The sequence below is a fragment of the Xylophilus sp. genome (genome assembly GCA_009914555.1).
In the GTDB taxonomy this organism is placed as follows: domain Bacteria; phylum Pseudomonadota; class Gammaproteobacteria; order Burkholderiales; family Burkholderiaceae_C; genus WNDY01.
In genome coordinates, this window is record WNDY01000017.1 from 26,087 (window position 1) to 45,197 (window position 19,111).

Consider the following 19,111-nt stretch of genomic DNA (forward strand, 5'->3'; position numbering starts at 1 on the left):
TCTTTTCGCCATGCCCATCATCAAGATCCTGCCCCACGTCGAATACTGCCCGCAGGGCGCCCAGGTGCAGGCACCGGCTGGCACGTCGATCTGCGAGGCACTGCTCGACAACGGAGTGAACATCGAGCATGCCTGCGACATGAGCGCCGCCTGCACCACCTGCCACGTCGTCGTGCGCGAAGGCTATGCATCTCTGGGCGAACCCGACGAAACGGAAGAAGACCTGCTCGACCGTGCGTGGGGCCTGGAGCCGCAATCGCGCCTGTCCTGCCAGGCGATCCTGTCGCAGCAGGACGTGACGATCGAGATTCCGCGCTACTCGATCAACCACGCGAAGGAGAACCACTGATGCGCCAGATCGTCCTCGATACGGAAACCACCGGCCTGTCGGCGGAGAACGGTGATCGCGTGATCGAAATCGGCTGCGTCGAACTGCTCGCGCGCAAGCTGACCGGCAACAACAAGCACTTCTACCTGAACCCGGACCGCGACAGCCACGAGGATGCGCTGAAGGTCCACGGCATTAGCAACGAGTTCCTGCGCGACAAGCCGCGATTCCACGAGGTGGCCGAAGAACTCATCGCCTACCTGGAAGGAGCGGAACTCATCATCCACAACGCGGCGTTCGACGTCGGCTTCCTCGACAAGGAGTTCGAACTCGCAGGCAAGCCCCCGCTGCGCACCATCGTCGGCAGCGTGGTGGATTCCCTGGCCCTGGCCAAGAACCTGTTTCCGGGCAAGCGCAATTCGCTGGACGCGCTGTGCGATCGGCTGGGTGTCGACAACTCCGGGCGCACGCTGCACGGCGCACTGCTGGACGCCGAACTGCTGGCCGACGTCTACATCAACCTGACGCGTGGTCAGGATGCTCTGCTGATCGAGGAAGTGGCCGAAGCGGGCGTCAATTCGGGATCGGTGGAGATCGATCTGCGCAGCTTCGTGCTGCCGGTGCTGGCTGCCAATGAGCAGGAGTTGTCGCTGCACGAGGCCATCCTGGTGCAGCTCGATAAATCCAGCGCAAACCGCACGATCTGGCGGAATGTCGAAAAAACTGTGCCATAATCGAGGGCTGTTGAGCGCAACAGTGCTACACAAGGGTGATTAGCTCAGCGGTAGAGCACTGCCTTCACACGGCAGGGGTCACATGTTCGATCCATGTATCACCCACCAATATCCGACTCCCGTAGAACCAGTGTTTACGGGAGTTTTTCTTTTCCCGATGCATACCGTCGCCGACTATGCGAGCGGCATGTTCGCCATGGATGCTGAAACGGATCGAAAGCCCGGTGCCCTGACCGGCCGCAGGCCGACGCTGTCGGTGGCCCCGATGCTGGACTGGTCTGACCGCCATTGCCGCTATCTGCACCGGCTGCTGTCCCGCCGAGCCGTGCTCTATACCGAGATGGTCACGACCGGCGCGCTGTTGCATGGCGACGTCGTCCGACACCTGCGGTTCAACATTGAGGAGCACCCGGTTGCGCTGCAGCTCGGAGGCAGCGAGCCCGCCGCGCTGGCGCAGAGCGCGCGGCTGGGCGCCGGCTGGGGCTACGACGAGGTCAACCTGAACTGCGGCTGTCCGAGCGAGCGGGTGCAGCGCGGTGCCTTCGGTGCCTGCCTGATGGCCGAGCCGGCCCTCGTGGCCGACGGCGTGAAGGCGATGCGCGATGCGGTCGCGATCCCGGTGACCGTCAAGCACCGCATCGGCATCGATGCGATGGAGGACTACGGCTTCGTCCGCGACTTCGTCGGTACGGTGGCCGAGGCGGGCTGCGAGACCTTCATCGTGCATGCACGCAACGCCTGGCTCAAGGGCCTGTCGCCCAAGGACAACCGTGACATCCCCCCGTTGCGCTATGGCGTCGTGCAGCAGCTCAAGCGGGATTTCCCGTCGCTGGGCTTCCACGTCAACGGCGGCATCACGACCGATGCGCAGGTCGGCGAGCAATTGGAGAAAGTGGACGGGGTGATGGTCGGCCGGGAGGCGTACCACAACCCCTGGTGGCTGGCGTCCTGGGACGCCCGGTACTTCGGCGACACGCAGCGGCCGGTGACGCGCGAATCGATCGAGGAGGCCATGGTCGGCTACATGGAGCGCGAGGCTGTGGCCCATGGCACCCCCTGGTACGCCATCGCACGCCACATGCTGGGCCTGCGCAACGGGTTGCCGGGTGCGCGGCGGTGGCGGCAGGTCTGGAGCGACCACCGCCTCAAGACCGAGCCTGCGCGAAAAGTGCTGGCCGTCGCGCGCGGACTGGACGAAGCCGCGTGGCGGCTGCCTGAGGCGGCTAGAAGCTGATGCCTGCCGGATTGCTCGGCGTGGGCGTGCCGGCCGGGGGCGGCGCGGGCGCGGCGCGGGCGCGGCGGGTGCCGGTTGCGGGGCGCCGGCCTGTCCTGTGGGCACCGCGGCAGTGGATGGCCGGCGCACGGCGACCAGCGGCGCGGGTTGGGAAGGCCGGTAGCCCGGCGGCAACTGCGATTGCGCCGGATAGCCGGCGGCATCGAGGTACTGCTTCCACTCCGCATCCGAAAAGCCCGACAGGTGCTGTGCTCCCACGGTCAGCAGCGGCAGGCTGGTGTCGTTGTGGATGCGCTGCAGCGCGGCGATGTCTTCCGGCGTATTGACCGTGCGCTCGGTGAAGGGGACACCGCGGGCCTGCAGCAGGCTGCGGCCGGTGCTGCAGGGCGCGCAGTCGCCGGCCGAGTAGAGCGTGACCGGATAGCGCGCGACGGTCTGCTGGAGTTCATAGGGCAGCGCCGTGCCGCCGGCGCCCGCGGCTGCCGGCGTGGCCGCCGCCGCGGTGCCGGCCGCGAGAGGCCGGTCCGAGAACGTGACCTTGCCGTCCGCTCCGACGCTGCGGTAGACCTGCTGCGCCGGTGCGCCCGTTGCCGCGAGCCCTGCCAGTGCCAGTGCAGCCGGCGCCATCGCTCGTGGGAAGAAGCGTGTCCTGGTCATGGGCTCGCTTTCTGCAGTCAGGCCATGCCCTGGTGGCGAAGCAAGGCATCGAGACTGGGTGCGCGGCCGCGGAAGGCCTTGAACGACTCGATCGCCGGGCGGCTGCCGCCGGCTTCGAGGATGGCCTCGCGGTAGCGGCGGCCGGTTTCGGGATCGGGCGTGCCGTCGGGCTGTGCGGTCTCCTCGAAGGCCGCATAGGCGTCGGCCGACAGCACCTCGGCCCACTTGTAGCTGTAGTAGCCCGCCGCATAGCCGCCGGCGAAGATGTGGCTGAAGGTGTGGGCCGTGCGGCTGAACGGCGGCGGCTGCAGCACCGCGACCTCGGCGCGCACCGCGTCGAGCAGCGGCAGGAAGTCCTGCGCCGGATCGTGCTCGGTGTGCAGCAGCATGTCGAACAGGGCGAACTCGATCTGCCGCAGCGTGCCCAGGCCGGCCTGGTAGTTCTTCGCGGCGATCATCTTGTCGTAGAGCGCGCGCGGCAGCGGCTCGCCGGTGTCGACGTGGGCCGTCATGTGGCGCAGCACGTCCCATTCCCAGCAGAAGTTCTCCATGAACTGGCTCGGCAGTTCCACCGCGTCCCATTCCACGCCGCTGATGCCCGAGACATCGTGCTCGTTGACCTGGGTGAGCATGTGGTGCAGGCCATGGCCGAACTCGTGGAAGAGAGTGGTCACGTCGTCATGGGTGAGCAGCGGCGGTTTGCCGCCGACGCCGCTGGCGAAGTTGCAGACCAGGTGCGCGACCGGCGTCTGCAGCGCACCGGTGTCGGGCCGCAGCCAGCGGGCGCGCACGTCGTCCATCCAGGCGCCGCCGCGCTTGCCCGGGCGCGCCGGCTGGTCGAGGTAGAACTGGCCGACCAGCTGCGCGCCGCGTTCGATGCGGTAGAACTCGACCGCCGGGTGCCAGACCGGAGCGCTATCGCGGCGGATGACCACGCCGAAAAGCGTCTCGACGATCTTGAACAGGCCGGCGAGCACCTTGGGCGCGGTGAAGTACTGCTTGACCTCCTGTTCGCTGAAGGCATAGCGCGCTTCCTTCAGGCGTTCGCCGATGAAGGGCCAGTCCCAGGGCTGCGGGTCGTCCAGGTCCAGGTGCTCGGCAGCGAAGGTGCGCAGGTCGGCCACGTCCTTCTTGGCGAACGGTCGCGCGCGGCGCGCCAGGTCGCGCAGGAAGCCGACGACCTCGGCCGGCGACTCGGCCATCTTCGGCACGAGCGAGACCTCGCCGAAGTTGGGATAGCCCAGCAGCTGGGCCTCTTCCTTGCGCAGCGCGAGGATCTCGCGGATCAGCGCGCTGTTGTCGAAGCGCTTGAGGTCGCCCTCGGCCTGGTCCGATGCACGGGTGACGTAGGCGCGGTAGAGCGTTTCGCGCAGCGGGCGGTGGCGGCCGAACTGCATCACCGGCAGGTAGCTCGGCAGCTTGAGCGTGAGCTTGTGGCCGTCCTTGCCCTCGGCCTGCGCGGCGGCGTGCGCGGCATGGACCACGTCCTCGGGCACGCCGTCGAGTTCGTCGGCGCTGGCGTAGTAGGCGAAGGCATCGGTCGCGTCGAGTGCGTTTTCGCTGAACTTCTGGCTCAGCTCGGCCTGGCGCTCCTGGATGGCGGCGAAGCGCTCCCGGGCGTCGCCGGTCAGCTCGGCACCCGACAGCACGAAGTTGCGCACCGCGTTGCGGTGGGCTTGGCGCTGCTCGGCATTGAGCCCGGCCGGGTCGATGGCCTTGTACTTGGCGTAGAGGCGCTCGTCGGCGCCCAGGCGGGTCCAGAACTCCGTGACGCGCGGCAGGGCCTCGTTGTAGGCGGCGCGCAGTTCGGGCGTGTCGGCCACGGCGTTCAAGTGGTTCACGGCACCCCAGGCGCGGCCCAGGCGCTCGGTCGCCACGTCGAGCACGCGGGCGATCGCCTCCCACTGCGCCGGGTAATCCGGCGCGGTGACTTCGCCGAGTGCCCGGTCGGCCTCGGCAAGCAGAGTGTCGATGGCGGGCGCCACGTGCTCGGGCCGGATCCGGTCGAACAGCGGCAGGTCGGTGAAGTCGAGGAGGGGATTGCTCATGCCGTGCATTTTGCGGCAGAGCGTCGGGGTTCAAGCGGCACGCGTATTCGGTTTGTTTTCCCTGCGGTCATCGTGCGACGATCGAAGCGGTCAAGCGGCGGCGAGGGGTCATTCCGCGGTCGCCGCGGGAAGGCCCGCGACCGGCTGCCGCCCGATGCCCGCGCCGTGCTGGCGCGAGCCCGCTGGACGTGCGCGACCCCGGGCCGGCGCGATGTGGTTCCACCGCGACTTCCGCTCGACGACGGGCTGCTCTACGTGGCCGAGTCGCCCTCGGCGCAGAATGCGTGCGGCTTCTGCCGCGGCTGCATCTACGGCCGCGACGGCCGGCTGGTCGCCTCAGTCGCGCAGGAAGGGCTGATCCGCCAGCGCTGACGGGCTACCCGGTAAGGGGGTATGGGCTTGCAGCGGGCGAGATACGCCTGCGCTGCACACATACCCCTCAATCTTCGATCTTCTCGTGTGCGCCGGCCTCGCCGCGGCGCCAGTAGCCCGCGGCCTTAACCCAGCGTGGGTTGGCGCCGCGCTCGCCGACTAGGTGGGCGCGCAGCGCGCGGGCCGCCGTGGCCTCGGCGGCGACCCAGCTGTAGACGTCGCCCTGCGGCCACTGCAGCGCCTGCACCGCGGCCAGCAGACGCTGCGGCTCCCCGGCCGGGGCGCCCAGGCGGTAGACCCAGCCCAGGTCGACGGTCGCGGCCGAGGGCAGCGGGATCTGGTCGGCTTCGCTGTCGACCTCGACGATGACGATGGCGCGGGTGCCGGCCGGCAGTTCGGCCAGGCGGCGCGCGACGGCCGGCAGGCCGGTGTCGTCGGCGACCAGCAGGTGGGCATCGAAACCCGTGGGCACGACGAAGGAGCCGCGTGGGCCGCCCAGGCCGATCTCCTGGCCGGGCGCAGCCTGCAGCGCCCAGGCGGTCGCCGGCCCTGCCTCGTGGATGGCGAAGTCGATCTCCAGCGTGCCGGCGGCCGCGTCGTAGCGGCGCGGGGTGTAGTCGCGCGCGATCGGCCGCGGGCCGCTGCTCCAGCCCGGGCTGCCCGGCGGGCCGTTGGGCACGACGAGGCGGCCGGTGGACGGGTCGGGGAAGAACAGCTTCACGTGGTCGTCGAAGCCGGCGCTGGCGAAGCCGGCCAGTTCGGCGCCCTGCAGCGTGACGCGCACCAGCGACGGCGTGATGCGCTCGGCGCTGCGTACGGACAGCCGGCGAAAGCGCAGTTCATGGCGCACGCGCTGCGGCGTGCGGTCGCCCGGGGCGAAGGTGACGGGTTCGGTCATAAGATACTCCTGGGAGAAGGTTGCCACCGCACTTAAGACAAGCGCGCTGGCGGGGTTTACTCGTGGGGTTATCTGTCCTTGTCATTCGATCGCATCGATGCGCCGGGCGGCATCGTCGAGTACCGCAGCGAAGGCCGTGGCCTGCGCTGCGGTGAGCGGGCCGCGGCCCAGCCGCAGGTGGACGGCGAACTTCAGGTTGTGCAATGCACGCACCACCTGCGGCGGGCGCTCGGCATGGCCGCCGGCGTGGGCGTCGAGGCGGGCGAGTTCGGCGTCGACCTCGGCCTGGTGGCTCTGCAGGAAGGCGCGGCCCGTGTCGGTGGCGGCGTAGCGCTTGCGCGCGCCGTCGGTGCCTTCCACGCTCGCCAGGCCGGTCTCCTCCAGCAGCGTGAGCGTGGGGTAGACCACGCCGGGGCTCGGGCTGTAGGTGCCGCCGAGGCGTTCCTCGATGCCCTTGATCAGTTCATAGCCATGGCGCGGCCGCTCGGCCAGCAGGTGCAGCAGCACCAGCCGCAGGCCACCGTGGCCGAAGACGCGGCCGCCGCCGCGCCGGCGGGCGGCCGGCGCGGCCGATGCATCGTCGAAGAAATCCCGGGGTGCCATCGTGTTGCTCGATCCGTGCTAAAAACGATATATCTAAATATATTATGAAGCAGGCATTGGCAGCGCAAACCGCAACTTCTTTTCCGCAACCCGCCCAGGGTCTTGGACCGGTATCGCCGGTGGTGCTGCGCATCGCCGTCGCCGGCCTGATGCTGGCGATGGTGCTGTCCGCGCTCGACCAGAATATCGTGGCTGCGGCGCTGCCGCGCATGGCCAGCGATCTCGGCGGCCTGGCGCACCTGCCCTGGGTGGCGACGGCCTTCATGGTCGCCTCGACGGTGAGCACGCCGCTCTATGGGCGGCTGTCCGACATCCACGGCCGCCGGCCGCTGTTCGTGGTCAGCATCGGCATCTTCCTGGCCGCATCGGCGCTCTGCGGGCTGGCGCGGTCGATGCCGGAGCTGATCGTCTTTCGCGCGCTGCAGGGGCTGGGCGCCGGCGGGCTGATGACGCTGTCGCAGACCACCATCGGCGACCTGGTCGGCCCGCGCGAGCGGGCGCGCTGGCAGGGCCTGTTCACCGGCGCCTTCGCCGTGTGCAGCGTCGTCGGCCCGGCGCTGGGCGGGCTGCTCACGCAGGCGCTGTCCTGGCGCTGGGTGTTCTACGTCAACCTGCCGGTCGGCGCCGTCGCGCTCGCGCTGCTGCTGGTGGCGCTCGGGCGCGCGCCGCGCGCGGCGGCGCGCAGCGGCCGGCGCATCGACACGGCCGGCGCCGCGCTGCTGGCCGCGGCCACGCTGCTGTGGCTGGCGGCGCGGCTGCTGGGCGGCCACGGCATCGCCTGGGCGTCGTGGCGGATGGCGGGGCTGGCCGCCGGCGCGCTGGTGCTGCTGGCGGCCTTCGTGGCGGTGGAGCGGCGCGTGGCCGAGCCGCTGATGGACCTGTCGCTGTTCGGCGTGCCGGCCTTCCGCGCCGGCGTGCTGGCGACCGCCGCCATGGCGTTCGCGATGATGGGCGCCCTGGTCTTTCTGCCGCTCTACCTGCAGCTGGTGCTGGGCCGGCAGCCGGCCGAGGCCGGGCTGTTGATGCTGCCGCAGGTGGCGGGCATGGTGGTGAGCGCGGCGGTCGGCGGGCGGCTGGTGGCGCGCACCGGCCGCTTCCAGCGGGCGCTGCGCATCGGCGTTGCGCTGGAAGGCGCGGGCCTGGCGCTGCTGGCCGTATGCGCCTTCGCGGGCGCGCCGGCCGCGGCCTTCGGCGCGGCGCTGGTCTTGCTGGGCCTGGGCATGGGCGTCGGCATGCCGAATGCCACGGTCATCGTGCAGAACGCCGTGCCGCGCGGCCAGCTGGGCGCGGCCACGGCCACGATGTCGTTCCTGCGCTCGCTCGGCGGCGTGGCCGGCGTGGCGGTGTCGGGCGCGGTGATGGGCGGCGTGCTGCAGTGGCGCTGGCCGGGCGGCACGCTCGGCGCCAGCGCCGCGGCCTGGTCCGAAGGCGGCCTGAGCGCGCTGGCAGGCCTGGCGCCGGCCGCGCAGCACGGCGTGCTGGACGCCTACCGTCTGGCCATCGGCGCGAGCTTCGCGGTCGGCGGCCTGGTGATGCTGCTGGCGCAGCTGCCGGTGCGGCGCCTGCCCGACGAGGTGGTCGAGCGAGGATGAGACGACACCCCCTGGGCGGCTGCGCCGCTTCCCCCCGCTCTCGCAGCGCTGCGCGCTGCGGGCAGGGGGACGACGCCAGCGCTGCGGGGCGGCCCTCGCGCGGCGTCTGCTGGCCCGGGGCGCGGGCGTCTACCGGTGCTCGCGCACCGCTTCGGCCAGCGCGCGCAGCGACAGCGGCGCCGAGCCCTCGGCGGTGTTGCTCACGGTGACGAAGACGGGCTGGCCCCTGCTGGCAAAGCCGGCGATCGTGCGGGCCAGCACGTCGCGCGTGGCGTCGTCCGGATCGTGGATGCGGTCGAAGGGCGCGTAGAGCTTCTCGGCGTTCGCGTAGCCCTGCCGGCCGTGGCGCCGGTGCAGGTTCCAGCGGCAGACCAGCGGGCCGGGCCAGAGCCTGCGCAGCAGGCCGAGCTGTTCCTCGATCGGCGGCAGCCGCGCATGCAGGCCCAGGCAGTAGGTGGCGCCGGTGGCGCGCAGCACGTCGGGCAGGCCCGGTTCGCGCAGCAGTTCGGGGTTGCGCACTTCCACCGCCACGATGGCGCCGGGGGCGGCTTCGCGCAGGTCCGGCAGGGCGTGCAGCAGGGCATGCAGCCGGTCGAGGAAGCGAGGCAGGTCGCCGAGCCAGGCGAAAGGCAGCGGGCTGAGCTGGAACACCAGCACGCCGAGCTGCGCGCCCAGCCCCTCGATCAGCGGCCGGGCGACTTCGGAGACGGCCAGCGCCGGGTCGAGGAAGGCGGCGTTCTCGCGCGTGGGGCGGCCGTTGTCGTCGCGCACCGTGGCCTCGGTGACGAGGTTGGGCGCCTTGACGACGAAGCGGAAGTCCTCCGGCACCTGGGCTGCCAGGCCGGCGTACTGCGTGGCGGTGAGCGGGCGGTAGAAGGCGCGGTCCAGGCTGACGGTGCGCAGCAGCGGGTGCCGGGCGTAGGCGGCCAAGCCCTTGCGCGCGAGCAGCGATTCGCTGTGCGGCCCCTTCCAGACCAGGCCGTCCCAGCCCGGGTAGGACCACGACGAGGTGCCGAGCCGCAGCGTGGGCGGCAGCGCGGCGGCCAGCGCCTCCAGCGCGGCATCGGGCGGCAGCGGCTCCACGGCAGCGAGGGCCGCGCGGCGGCGCGGCGCCGCCGGTGGGGCGGCGGGTTCGACCGGGCCGCCGCCAAGCCCGGGCGCCGGTTCGTCGTCGGCAAAGAGTCCGGGCTGCTGCATCAGCGCGCCGAGGCCGAAGGCGGCGCGGCCGGCGTCGGGCCGGCGAACAGGTCCCAGCAGGCGATGAAGAGCGCGGCCACCACCGGTCCGATCACGAAGCCGTTGAGCCCGAAGAGCGCCATGCCGCCCAGGGTGCTGATCAGCACGACGTAGTCGGGCATCTGCGTGTCCTTGCCGACCAGGAGGGGGCGCAGGATGTTGTCGACCAGGCCGATCACCACGACGCCATAGACGATGAGGCCGACCCCTTGCCAGGTCGCGCCGGTGGCCAGGAAGTAGATGACCACCGGCAGCCAGACGATGCCCGCGCCCACGGCCGGCAGCAGCGACAGGAAGGCCATCAGCACCGTCCACAGCATCACGCCCTGGATGCCGAGGAACCAGAACGCCAGGCCGCCCAGCAGGCCCTGCGCGACGGCCACGGCGATGTTGCCCTTGACCGTGGCGCGGATCACGGTGGCGAACTTGCTGCCCAGGCTGCGCTTGTGGCCGTCGTCCAGCGGCACGGCGCGGCGGATGCGGTTGGTCAGGTAGGGACCGTCGCGCAGCAGGAAGAACAGCAGGTAGAGCATCACGCCGAAGTCGACGATGAACTGGAAGGTGTTCTGCCCGATGCTGAGCGCCTGCGTGGCGAAGTACTGGCTGCCCTGCACGGCCGCGCTGGAGAGCTTGGCCTGCAGCGCGCCGGCGTCGCCCAGGCCCAGCCGGTCCAGCAGCGACACGGCCCAGGCCGGCAGGGCGGCCACGATCTGCTGGAAGTAGATGCCGACGTTGACCTGGCCGGACTTGAGTTTCTCGTATACCACCATCGCCTCTTGTGTGAGCGACACGGCGACCAGCGCCGTGGGCAGGATCACGATCAGCAGCACCACGCTCAGCGTGACCAGGGCCGCCAGCGTGGCCCGCCGCTCGCCGAAGCGCTGGAGCAGCCGGCGCTGCAGCGGCGCGAACACGATGGCCAGCACCATGCCCCAGAACACCGCGCCGTAGAACGGCGCCAGGATCGCCAGGAAGGCAATGCTCACGCCGACCAGAAGGAGAAGGAAGGACTTGCGCTGCAGTTCGGGCGTGTTCATGGCGTCCGCGGATGGTTGGCGCGGCCGGGCCGGCCGGCGATGCGTGACTGTACGTGAACGGCGGCGGCGGCCGTGTGGGACCGCGCCGCCATCCACGCGCCGCACGCATCCCGGCGCGCTTGGCCCGGCTGGGCATGCAACTGCGCGCGGCCGGGCGGCCGGGTGGTCAGGCTGACGCCCAGCGGCTGCGGCGCCGCATGGGCATCGCGGCGCCGGCCGCTTAAGGGGGGTATATGGCGCCAGCGCACATGCAGGGCGCGCCAGCGGGTGGCAGGGATGGGAGTATATTCAGTGCAGGTGCCGCGGCCGGCGTCCGCCGTGGCCACTGCTGCCGGCGCCGCCCGGGCCGCGCGGCGGCTTGCCGATTTCGAGCGAATTGACCAGCGCGTCGAAGCGCTGGCTGAACAGCTTGTCGATCTCGGCGACCACGCCGCCGAGTTCGGAGCCGTCGAAGTGGCGCTCCATCATCTGCACCACGTCCTGCACCAGCAGGTCGCGCTGCACCTGCATGATGGCCGCGGGGTTCGGGCCGACGAAGAGCATCACGAAGTCGTCGCGCGACTCGGTGCCGTCGTCCTCTTCCTCCTCGTCGAACTCGGTGTCGTAAAACGAGATTTCCAGCGCCGCGCCCTGTTCGGCGAGGTCGTTGAGGTTCATGCACATCTCGTCGAGCGACTGGCGGAAGTCCTCGTCGCCATGCACCGTCCAGCAGATGCGCAGCAGGCGCTCGCGCGCGTCGAACTCGATGCCGGGCTCGTCTTCGTACACGCTGGCCGCGCCGTCGGCCAGCGAGCGGGCTCCCGCGTATTTCCAGAGCGGCTTCAGCGCCTCCTGGATCTGCTCGAAGCGCACGTCCGCGCGCAGCGGAACATCGCCGTGGACATGGATTTCAAAGGGAGCGTTGTAACTGGACATGGTCGTTGTGCTGAGGATGCCGCAGCCTGATCGTAGAACCCATGGGGCTGCCGTCAAGTCGCTCGCGTGGAGGGCGGGAACTGTCCGTGGAGCCGGCACGGTACCGGAAAACAAAGGGCTTGCAGCCATGCGCCTGCAAGCCCCGACCGCCCGATTCTAGCGCAGGGGCGGCGGCGCCCCCCCGGGTCATCGCGGCCGCCGCGCAATGCGAGCTTGGCCGGCTGGGAAAGAAGAAGGGGCCAGGCCGCCCCGGCCTGGCCCCTTCTTTTCACTGCTGGTCGGAGCGGCGGGATTCGAACTCGCGACCCTCTGGTCCCAAACCAGATGCGCTACCAGACTGCGCTACGCTCCGAAGCCGGCGATTATAGCCCGGCGCACAGGGTTCAGGACCGCTCCGCCGCCTCCAGCGTATTGACCAGCAGCATCGTGATCGTCATCGGACCCACGCCGCCGGGCACGGGCGTGATCCAGCCGGCCACTTCCTTCACGCCCTCGAAGTCCACGTCGCCGCAGAGCTTGCCTTCGTCGTCGCGGTTCATGCCCACGTCGATCACTACGGCGCCGGGCTTGACCATGTCGGCCGTCAGCACGTTGCGCTTGCCCACGGCAGCGACGACCACGTCGGCGTCACGGGTGAAGTGGGCAAGGTCGGGCGTGGCGCTGTGGGTGACCGTCACCGTCGCGTTCTTCTGCAGCAGCATCAGGGCCATCGGTTTGCCGACGATGTTGCTGCGGCCGATGACGACCGCATGCTTGCCGCGCAGGTCGTAGCCGATGGATTCGAGCATCCTGATGCAGCCGTAGGGCGTACAGGGCCAGAAGCCGGGCGTGCCGGTGACGAGGGCGCCTGCGCTGGCCACGTGGAAGCCGTCCACGTCCTTGGCCGGCGAGATGGCCTCGATGACCTTCTGCGCGTCGATGTGCCTGGGCAGCGGCAGCTGTACCAGGATGCCGTGGATGGCCGGGTCGTCGTTGAGCGCCTCCACGCGCGCGAGCAGGTCGGCCTCGGACAGGTCGGCATCGTACTTCTCCAGCACCGAATGCAGGCCGCTGTCCTCGCAGGCCCTGACCTTGTTGCGCACGTAGACCTGGCTGGCCGGGTTGTCGCCCACCAGCACCACGGCCAGGCCCGGCGTCACGCCGCGGGCCTTGAGCGCGGCCGCGCGCCGGGCCACGTCGGCGCGCAGTTGGCGGGAGAGGGCGTTGCCGTCGATGAGTTGTGCGGTCATGGGGGTCGGGATCGGGATGGCGGAAAAGAAAACGCCCGCCGGGCGAGCCTGTGGCGGGCGGCAGAAGACAGAGGCGTATTCTCAGGCCTTGGGAGCGTTCTGGCCCAGCGCGATCTTGAGCAGGTCGGCCACGGTGTTGGCGCCGAGCTTCTCCATGATGTTGGCGCGGTGGGCCTCCACCGTCTTGATGCTGATGCCGAGGTCGTCGGCGATCTGCTTGTTGAGGCGGCCGGCGACGATGCGTTCGAGCACCTGCGATTCGCGGCCGGTCAGCTTGGCCAGCAGGGCGCCGCGGCTGGCGGCCTGCTGGTGCTCGGCGAAGGCGTCGCGCGCGCGGTCGAGCATGCGCTCCACCAGGGCCAGCAGCTCTTCCTCCTTGAAGGGCTTCTGGATGAAGTCGAGCGCACCCTTCTTCATCGTGTTGACCGCCATCGGCACGTCGCCGTGGCCGGTGATGAAGACGATGGGCAGCGGGCTCTTGCGTTCGATCAGGCGGTCCTGGAGTTCGAGGCCGGTGATGCCGCCCATGCGGATGTCCACCAGCAGGCAGGCCACGTCGCGCGGGTCGTAGCGGGCGAGAAAGCTTTCAGCCGAATCGAAGCACCGTACCCGGTAGTCCTTGCCTTCCAGCAGCCATTGGAGCGAATCGCGGACTGCTTCGTCGTCGTCGACAACGTAGATGGTGCCCTTCTTCGGGATCAAGCTCATGCATTCGTCCTCTTGTTGGATGCGGCGGCCGCTGCGGGATTCGCGGTGCCGTCGCCGGGCTTGGCAAGCGGTATCCAGAAGGTGAACCGGCAGCCCGTTATCTCGTCGGCGGCATTGTAGAGGTTCTGCGCCTGCATCCTGCCGTGGTGCGACTCGACGATGCTGCGGCACAGATTCAGGCCGATGCCCATGCCTTCGGACTTGGTGGAGAAGAAGGCTTCGTAGAGCCGCTCCAGCACTTCGGGCGCGAGGCCCTGGCCGGAGTCCTGGACCGAGAACTCGATGCCGGCGACGTCCTCCTGCACGCGCGGCACCACGCGCAGTTCGACGTTGCGCCGGGCCAGCGGGCGCTCGGCCTGGTCGATGGATTCGGCGCCGTTCTTCAGCAGGTTGACCAGCACCTGCTCGATGAGGATCGGGTCGGCCATGATGGCCGGCAGGCGGGCGGCGACATAGTGGGAGAGGCGCACGTTGCGGCGGCGCAGCTCGATCTGCGCGAGCTCGACCGCCTCGTCCACGATGCCGGCCACGTCGGACAGCGTGCGGTTGGGCTCGCTCTTCTTCACGAAGCTGCGGATGCGCTGGATGATCTGGCCGGCACGCTGGGCCTGGTGCGCGGTCTTGTCGAGCGCCGCGAGCAGCGCCTCCTCGGTGATGTTGCCGCTCTTGATGCGCGAGGCCATGCCGCCGCAGTAGTTGCTGATGGCCGACAGCGGCTGGTTCAGCTCGTGCGCCACGCTCGACGCCATCTCGCCCATGGTGATGAGCCGGCTGACCGACTGCGCCCGCTCGGCCTGCTGGGCGGCCTGCTCCTCGGCGTGCCGGCGCGGCGTGATGTCGGTGGCGATCACCATCTGCGCGAGGCGGCCGTCCACCCAGTTGAAGTAGCGCGACCGCACTTCGAGCCACTTCCCGAGTTCCTCCACGAAGATCTCGGCATTGCCGGTCTGCGCCGAGGTCAGGGTGTCGGTCGGCAGGCCCATGAAGCCGTCGACCTCGTCGTCGCCATCGGCGCCGGGGCTGGAGTCGGGCACGCCGGCCTGGGCCACCAGCCGCAGATGGCCGTTGGCGCCGCCCTCGGTGAACCACTGGCGGTACATTTTGTTGGCGAACAGCAGCTCGGTGCTGCCCAGCGGCGCGACCGACACCGATGCGTCGAGCGCCTCCAGCACCACGGTGAAGCGTTCGTAGGAGGCCGACAGCTGCGCGCGGATGCGGTTGGGCTCGGTGATGTCGGTGACCGAGGTCATCCAGCCGGTCTGGTGGCCGCGCGCGTCGATCAGCGGCGACAGGTACATGCGCGCGTCGAACACCGAGCCGTTCTTGCGCTTCATGCGCACCTGGAAGCCGCCCTGCGTGGTCTTGCCGCCGAGTTCGTCGCGCAGGCGCTGGTCGAGCGTCTCGTAGTCGGATTCGGGCCAGAACGAGAAGGGCGCGGTCTGGCCGACCAGCTCCTGCGCGCTCCATCCGGTCATCTGGCTGAAGGCCGCGTTCACGTAGGTGATGCGGCCGCTCATGTCGAGCGCCCGCATGCCGGTGAGGATGGAGTTCTCCATCGCGCGGCGGAAGTTGGTCTCCTCGACCAGGGCCGCCTGCGCACGCAGCCGGCGGCGGGTGTGGCCCCAGGTGGCGATCAGCGTCCAGGCGGTCAGGGCGCTCAGCGTGCCGACCAGCCAGAAGAGCCCGCTGCCCACGATGCCGGGAGAGGTGCGGTAGGCCTGCGCCCGCACCAGCATGCCGTTGCCGACCGGCGACACCGGCGTCTCGTAGGCGATGGTGCGCGGCCGCCAGGGAAGCCACCGGCTGGCCGGCCCGCGCGCCGGCAGCGGCGTGCCGGCCAGCAGGCCGTGGCTGCCGTCGACGAACGTGACTGCGTAGCGCGACAACACCTCGGTCGGCATGCCGTAGCGCAGCAGGCTGTCGATCGAATACTCGGCCAGCACCACGCCGGCGAAGCGGCCGTCGCCGGTGAGCGGCACGTGCAGCTGCAGCAGCGGCGCAGGGTCCAGGCCGCCCGCAGGCTGCGAGTACACGGGCTGCGACAGGTCGCGCGCCAGCGAGAAGAAGCTTTCGGTCTCGCCGGGCTTCAGCGCCTCGCCGGACACCCGCAGCTGGTTCGACGGTACCGTGGGCGCCGCGTGGCTCGCGACGATGCGCTCGCTCTCGTCGATCCAGCTCACGGCCTGCAGCTCGGGGTACTGCGAGATCAGCGCTTCGGCCCGGCTCACGAAGCCGACCCGGTCCAGCTCCTGGTTGGAGATGTCGCGCGCGATGCGCATGAGCTGCTCCTGCCGCTCCAGCAGGCGCAGGCGCAGGCGCTGCTGGCCGTATTCGAGGTCGCGCTTGACGGCCTCCTGCTCGCGGTCGGTCTCCTCCAGCCGCAGGTACCAGAAGGCCGAGACGATCGCCGCCATGAACAGCAGGACCGCTGCCAGCGGCACCAGCAGGGCGAAGCGGTCCTGCCAGGTCGGCGACTGCGAGCGCCACCAGCTGCGCCACCAGGCGGCGGTGGCGGAGCCGGAGCGGGTGGAAGGCGCGGCGAACGGGGGCGGCGCGGGTTCGGAGGCAGGCATCGCACGAGTGTACGGAGAAGTGCCACGCGCCCTGCTGACCATGCCTGGGTTGCCGGAGAAGCCTTTGTCCATGCTGCTTGGCAGCAATATTTCATATTACAAGATGAAAAGGCACCATTCGGAATGGCATGAAAATATGCGAAACTTCCGGATGCAGTACAGCCCGTGCCGCTGCGCACAATGCCCTAATTCCTGAGGAGACATCCCCCATGTCAGCCCTTCCCGACAAGCTGGCCGGCTCGGCCGCGAACGATTCCCAAGACATCGACCAGCAGGAGACCCGCGAATGGGTGGATGCGCTGGCGGCGGTGATCGAGTCCGAAGGCGCGGAGCGTGCGCACTTCCTGATCGAGCAGCTGCTGGAGACGGCGCGGCAGAACAGCATCGACCTGCCGTTCTCGGCCACGACGGGCTACGTCAACACCATCGAGCCGTCGCAGGAGGCCCGCAGCCCCGGCAACCTCGAACTCGAAGGCCGGCTGCGCGCCTACATGCGCTGGAACGCCATGGCCATGGTGGTCAAGGCCAACCGCCTGCACCCCGAGGACGGCGGCGACCTGGGCGGCCACATCTCGTCCTTCGCCTCGCTGGCCCACATGTTCGCGGCCGGCTTCAACCATTTCTGGCATGCTGACGATACCGACAACGGCGGCACGCACGGCGGCGACCTGCTCTACATCCAGGGCCACTCGTCGCCCGGCATCTACGCCCGCGCCTTCCTCGAAGGCCGCCTGAGCGAAGAGAACCTGCTGAACTTCCGCCAGGAGGTGGACGGCAAAGGTCTCTCCAGCTATCCGCATCCGAAGCTGATGCCGGAGTTCTGGCAGTTCCCGACCGTCTCGATGGGCCTGGGCCCGCTGATGGCCATCTACCAGGCGCGCTTCCTCAAGTACCTGCATGCCCGCGGCATCGCCGACACGAGCCAGCGCAAGGTCTGGGCCTTCCTCGGCGACGGCGAGATGGACGAGCCGGAGAGCCTGGGCGCGATCGGCCTGGCCGCGCGCGAAGGGCTGGACAACCTGATCTTCGTCGTCAACTGCAACCTCCAGCGCCTGGACGGCCCGGTGCGCGGCAACGGCAAGATCGTGCAGGAGCTCGAAGGCGAGTTCCGCGGCTCGGGCTGGAACGTCATCAAGCTGCTGTGGGGCAGCAACTGGGATCCGCTGCTCGCCAGGGACAAGGACGGTGCGCTGCGCAAGCTGATGATGGACACGCTCGACGGCGACTACCAGGCCTTCAAGGCCAACGACGGCGCCTTCGTGCGCAAGAACTTCTTCGAGCGCGACCCGCGCACCGCCAAGCTGGTGGAGCACCTGAGCGACGACGAGGTCTGGGCGCTGCGCCGCGGCGGCCACGATGCGCAGAAGGTCTACGCCGCGTTCCACGCCGCGCACCACCACAGGAACCAGCCGACCGTGCTGCTCGTCAAGACCGTCAAGGGCTACGGCATGGGCAAGAGCGGCGAAGGCAAGAACACCGCGCACCAGACCAAGAAGCTGCAGGACGAGGACATCCGCTACTTCCGCGACCGCTTCGGCATCCCGATCCCCGACGACAAGCTGGCCGAGGTGCCGTTCTTCAAGCCCTCCGACGACCTGCCGGAGATGAAGTACCTGCACGAACGCCGCAAGGCGCTCGGCGGCTACCTGCCACACCGCCGCACCAAGGCAAGCGAGTCGTTCGCGATCCCGCCGCTGGAGACCTTCAAGGCCGTGATCGAGCCGACGGCCGAGGGCCGCGAGATCTCGACCACCCAGGCCTACGTGCGCTTTCTCACGCAGCTGCTGCGCGACAAGCAGATCGGCCCGCGCGTCGTGCCGATCCTGGTCGACGAGGCCCGCACCTTCGGCATGGAAGGGCTGTTCCGCCAGATCGGCATCTACAACCCCAAGGGCCAGCTGTACACCCCGGTCGACAAGGACCAGGTCATGTACTACAAGGAAGACAAGGCCGGCCAGATCCTGCAGGAAGGCATCAACGAGGCCGGCGGCATGGCCAGCTGGATCGCCGCGGCCACGAGCTACAGCACGAATAACCGGATCATGATCCCGTTCTACGTGTACTACTCGATGTTCGGCTTCCAGCGCGTCGGCGACCTGGCCTGGGCCGCCGGCGACATGCAGGCGCGCGGCTTCCTGCTCGGCGGCACGTCGGGACGTACCACGCTCAACGGCGAGGGCCTGCAGCACGAGGACGGCCACAGCCATGTGCTGGCCGGCACGATCCCGAACTGTGTGAGCTACGACCCGACCTTCGCCCACGAAGTCGCCGTCATCCTGCACCACGGCCTGGTGCGCATGGTCGAGAGGCAGGAGAACGTGTTCTTCTACCTGACCCTGCTCAACGAGAACTACCCGCAGCCGGGCCTGAAGGCCGGCACCGAGGAAGAGATCATCAAGGGCCTCTACCTGCTCGAAGAGGGCGCCGCCGGCGACAAGCCGCGCGTCAACCTGCTGGGCTCGGGCACGATCCTGCGCGAGTCCATCGCCGCCAGGAAACTGCTGGAAGAAGAGTGGGGCGTATCGGCCAACGTCTGGAGCGCGCCGAGCTTCAACGAACTGGCCCGCGACGGCCAGGAGGCTGAGCGCTGGAACCTGCTGCACCCGACCGAGACGCCGCGCGTGCCGTTCGTCGCGCAGCAGCTCGGCAGGCATGCCGGCCCGGTCGTCGCCTCGACCGACTACATCAAGAACTACGTGGACCAGATCCGCGCGTTCGTGCCCAAGGACCGCACCTACAAGGTGCTGGGCACCGACGGCTTCGGCCGCAGCGACTTCCGCACCAGGCTGCGCGAGCACTTCGAGATCAACCGCCACTACATCGTCGTTGCCGCGCTCAAGGCGCTGGCCGAGGACGGCGTGCTGCCGGTGGCCAAGGTCGCCGAGGCGATCCAGAAGTACGGCATCCAGGCCGACAAGATCAACCCCCTGTACGCCTGAGCCCGCGC

Annotated in this window: 15 protein-coding genes, 2 tRNA genes and 1 pseudogene; 7 read left to right on the forward strand and 11 right to left on the reverse strand. The window is 69.6% G+C overall.

Features of this window, described 5'->3' with window-relative positions; all coding sequences use genetic code 11:
- Nucleotides 1-10 precede the first annotated feature (10 nt).
- From fdx to dusA, 4 genes are all read left to right on the forward strand, one after another.
- The gene (gene fdx / locus GAK38_RS10005) at nt 11-349 is read left to right on the forward strand and encodes an ISC system 2Fe-2S type ferredoxin (protein WP_325343697.1); all 339 of its coding nucleotides are present in this window, start codon (nt 11-13) and stop codon (nt 347-349) included.
- Nucleotides 346-1,062, forward strand: coding sequence for a DNA polymerase III subunit epsilon (gene dnaQ, locus GAK38_RS10010; RefSeq protein ID WP_325343757.1), 717 nt, complete (start codon nt 346-348; stop codon nt 1,060-1,062). The genes fdx and dnaQ overlap by 4 nt, the downstream gene beginning before the upstream one ends.
- A gap of 33 nt (nt 1,063-1,095) precedes the next feature.
- Nucleotides 1,096-1,170, forward strand: a tRNA-Val gene (locus GAK38_RS10015).
- Between the two features lie 88 nt (nt 1,171-1,258).
- Nucleotides 1,259-2,296 (forward strand): tRNA dihydrouridine(20/20a) synthase DusA, encoded by a 1,038-nt coding sequence (gene dusA, locus GAK38_RS10020; protein WP_325343759.1) that lies wholly within the window; start codon nt 1,259-1,261, stop codon nt 2,294-2,296.
- Nucleotides 2,297-2,836: 540 nt separating this feature from the next.
- Here dusA and GAK38_RS23920 read toward each other — a convergent pair.
- Both GAK38_RS23920 and GAK38_RS10025 read right to left on the reverse strand, forming a co-directional pair.
- A pseudogene (locus GAK38_RS23920) lies at nt 2,837-2,953 on the reverse strand (hypothetical protein); the annotation flags it as partial.
- A 17-nt stretch (nt 2,954-2,970) separates the two neighbouring features.
- Nucleotides 2,971-5,001 carry a M3 family metallopeptidase gene (locus tag GAK38_RS10025; protein WP_325343699.1) on the reverse strand — a complete coding sequence of 677 codons (2,031 nt, stop codon included), beginning with the start codon at nt 4,999-5,001 and terminating at the stop codon, nt 2,971-2,973.
- 165 nt (nt 5,002-5,166) lie between these two features.
- Between GAK38_RS10025 and GAK38_RS10030 the strand changes: the two genes are divergently transcribed.
- A complete protein-coding gene (locus GAK38_RS10030; RefSeq protein ID WP_325343701.1) occupies nt 5,167-5,373 on the forward strand; it encodes a hypothetical protein in 207 nt (68 codons plus the stop codon).
- Between the two features lie 67 nt (nt 5,374-5,440).
- Here GAK38_RS10030 and GAK38_RS10035 read toward each other — a convergent pair whose 3' ends face one another.
- Nucleotides 5,441-6,271, reverse strand: coding sequence for a siderophore-interacting protein (locus tag GAK38_RS10035; RefSeq protein WP_325343703.1), 831 nt, complete (start codon nt 6,269-6,271; stop codon nt 5,441-5,443).
- A gap of 81 nt (nt 6,272-6,352) precedes the next feature.
- On the reverse strand, nt 6,353-6,874 hold the full coding sequence (locus GAK38_RS10040) for a PadR family transcriptional regulator (RefSeq protein WP_325343705.1): 522 nt from the start codon (nt 6,872-6,874) through the stop codon (nt 6,353-6,355).
- Between the two features lie 119 nt (nt 6,875-6,993).
- Between GAK38_RS10040 and GAK38_RS10045 the strand changes: the two genes are divergently transcribed.
- On the forward strand, nt 6,994-8,466 hold the full coding sequence (locus tag GAK38_RS10045; RefSeq protein ID WP_325343707.1) for an MDR family MFS transporter: 1,473 nt from the start codon (nt 6,994-6,996) through the stop codon (nt 8,464-8,466).
- A 129-nt stretch (nt 8,467-8,595) separates the two neighbouring features.
- Here the strand turns inward: GAK38_RS10045 and GAK38_RS10050 are convergent, their stop codons facing one another.
- The 7 genes from GAK38_RS10050 to GAK38_RS10080 all read right to left on the reverse strand — a co-directional run bounded on the left by GAK38_RS10050 (nt 8,596) and on the right by GAK38_RS10080 (nt 16,164).
- Nucleotides 8,596-9,663 (reverse strand): DUF72 domain-containing protein, encoded by a 1,068-nt coding sequence (locus tag GAK38_RS10050; protein ID WP_325343709.1) that lies wholly within the window; start codon nt 9,661-9,663, stop codon nt 8,596-8,598.
- Nucleotides 9,663-10,739 (reverse strand): AI-2E family transporter, encoded by a 1,077-nt coding sequence (locus GAK38_RS10055; RefSeq protein WP_325343710.1) that lies wholly within the window; start codon nt 10,737-10,739, stop codon nt 9,663-9,665. Before GAK38_RS10055 ends, GAK38_RS10050 begins: the two co-directional genes overlap by 1 nt.
- A 288-nt stretch (nt 10,740-11,027) precedes the next feature.
- Nucleotides 11,028-11,654: a DUF6806 family protein gene (locus GAK38_RS10060; protein WP_325343711.1), complete on the reverse strand. Its 627-nt coding sequence runs from the start codon at nt 11,652-11,654 to the stop codon at nt 11,028-11,030.
- Nucleotides 11,655-11,929: 275 nt separating this feature from the next.
- Nucleotides 11,930-12,006 (reverse strand) — tRNA-Pro (locus GAK38_RS10065).
- A 31-nt stretch (nt 12,007-12,037) separates the two neighbouring features.
- The gene (gene folD, locus GAK38_RS10070) at nt 12,038-12,883 is read right to left on the reverse strand and encodes a bifunctional methylenetetrahydrofolate dehydrogenase/methenyltetrahydrofolate cyclohydrolase FolD (protein WP_325343713.1); all 846 of its coding nucleotides are present in this window, start codon (nt 12,881-12,883) and stop codon (nt 12,038-12,040) included.
- An 81-nt stretch (nt 12,884-12,964) separates the two neighbouring features.
- Nucleotides 12,965-13,591: a response regulator transcription factor gene (locus tag GAK38_RS10075; RefSeq protein ID WP_325343715.1), complete on the reverse strand. Its 627-nt coding sequence runs from the start codon at nt 13,589-13,591 to the stop codon at nt 12,965-12,967.
- The gene (locus tag GAK38_RS10080) at nt 13,588-16,164 is read right to left on the reverse strand and encodes a PAS domain S-box protein (RefSeq protein ID WP_325343716.1); all 2,577 of its coding nucleotides are present in this window, start codon (nt 16,162-16,164) and stop codon (nt 13,588-13,590) included. Before GAK38_RS10080 ends, GAK38_RS10075 begins: the two co-directional genes overlap by 4 nt.
- Before the next feature lie 209 nt (nt 16,165-16,373).
- Between GAK38_RS10080 and aceE the strand changes: the two genes are divergently transcribed.
- Nucleotides 16,374-19,103, forward strand: coding sequence for a pyruvate dehydrogenase (acetyl-transferring), homodimeric type (gene aceE, locus GAK38_RS10085; protein ID WP_325343718.1), 2,730 nt, complete (start codon nt 16,374-16,376; stop codon nt 19,101-19,103).
- The last annotated feature ends 8 nt before the right edge of the window (nt 19,104-19,111 follow it).

Excerpts from the sequence above, each read along its gene's own strand:
- fdx (WP_325343697.1), top strand. The coding sequence starts at position 11 with ATGCCCATCATCAAGATCCTGCCCCACGTCGAATACTGCCCGCAGGGC.
- dusA (WP_325343759.1), top strand. The coding sequence starts at position 1,259 with ATGGATGCTGAAACGGATCGAAAGCCCGGTGCCCTGACCGGCCGCAGG.
- GAK38_RS10025 (WP_325343699.1), bottom strand. The coding sequence starts at position 5,001 with ATGAGCAATCCCCTCCTCGACTTCACCGACCTGCCGCTGTTCGACCGG.
- GAK38_RS10035 (WP_325343703.1), bottom strand. The coding sequence starts at position 6,271 with ATGACCGAACCCGTCACCTTCGCCCCGGGCGACCGCACGCCGCAGCGC.
- GAK38_RS10040 (WP_325343705.1), bottom strand. The coding sequence starts at position 6,874 with ATGGCACCCCGGGATTTCTTCGACGATGCATCGGCCGCGCCGGCCGCC.
- GAK38_RS10050 (WP_325343709.1), bottom strand. The coding sequence starts at position 9,663 with ATGCAGCAGCCCGGACTCTTTGCCGACGACGAACCGGCGCCCGGGCTT.
- GAK38_RS10055 (WP_325343710.1), bottom strand. The coding sequence starts at position 10,739 with ATGAACACGCCCGAACTGCAGCGCAAGTCCTTCCTTCTCCTTCTGGTC.
- GAK38_RS10060 (WP_325343711.1), bottom strand. The coding sequence starts at position 11,654 with ATGTCCAGTTACAACGCTCCCTTTGAAATCCATGTCCACGGCGATGTT.
- folD (WP_325343713.1), bottom strand. The coding sequence starts at position 12,883 with ATGACCGCACAACTCATCGACGGCAACGCCCTCTCCCGCCAACTGCGC.
- GAK38_RS10075 (WP_325343715.1), bottom strand. The coding sequence starts at position 13,591 with ATGAGCTTGATCCCGAAGAAGGGCACCATCTACGTTGTCGACGACGAC.
- GAK38_RS10080 (WP_325343716.1), bottom strand. The coding sequence starts at position 16,164 with ATGCCTGCCTCCGAACCCGCGCCGCCCCCGTTCGCCGCGCCTTCCACC.
- aceE (WP_325343718.1), top strand. The coding sequence starts at position 16,374 with ATGTCAGCCCTTCCCGACAAGCTGGCCGGCTCGGCCGCGAACGATTCC.